The sequence below is a fragment of the Pseudoalteromonas sp. MIP2626 genome (assembly GCF_013414205.1).
Lineage (GTDB): Bacteria > Pseudomonadota > Gammaproteobacteria > Enterobacterales > Alteromonadaceae > Pseudoalteromonas > Pseudoalteromonas nigrifaciens.
In genome coordinates this window covers 1-363 of the sequence record NZ_JAATTW010000135.1, presented here as the reverse complement: position 1 = coordinate 363, position 363 = coordinate 1, and the positions used below count along the sequence as shown (strand labels likewise).

Sequence of the window (363 nt, the reverse complement as noted above, 5' to 3'; positions counted from 1 at the left end):
GAACCTGGGGCTGGATCACCTCCTTATACGATTTAGAACTTATTTGTTCGTAGTGTCCACACAGATGATTGTTAATTGTAAAGAGAACAACACTTATTGTTTGGGTCTGTAGCTCAGCTGGTTAGAGCGCACCCCTGATAAGGGTGAGGTCGGTAGTTCAAATCTACTCAGACCCACCACTTTACTCCCATACATCGTTATGGAATATCTCGTTTAGTAAACTAAACGTCGATTTCCCACACCTTGTCTGGAAGCAAAGTCGGTATACAAACAGTAAGACCAGCATATGTGGGGCTATAGCTCAGCTGGGAGAGCGCCTGCCTTGCACGCAGGAGGTCAGCAGTTCGATCCTGCTTAGCTCCA

Annotated in this window: 2 tRNA genes; both read left to right on the top strand. The window is 46.6% G+C overall.

Going from position 1 to position 363, the window contains the following annotated elements:
• The first annotated feature begins 102 nt into the window (after positions 1 to 102).
• Positions 103 to 179: transfer RNA gene (locus HC000_RS18400), tRNA-Ile, on the top strand.
• Between the two features lie 111 nt (positions 180 to 290).
• A tRNA-Ala gene (locus tag HC000_RS18395) sits at positions 291 to 363 on the top strand.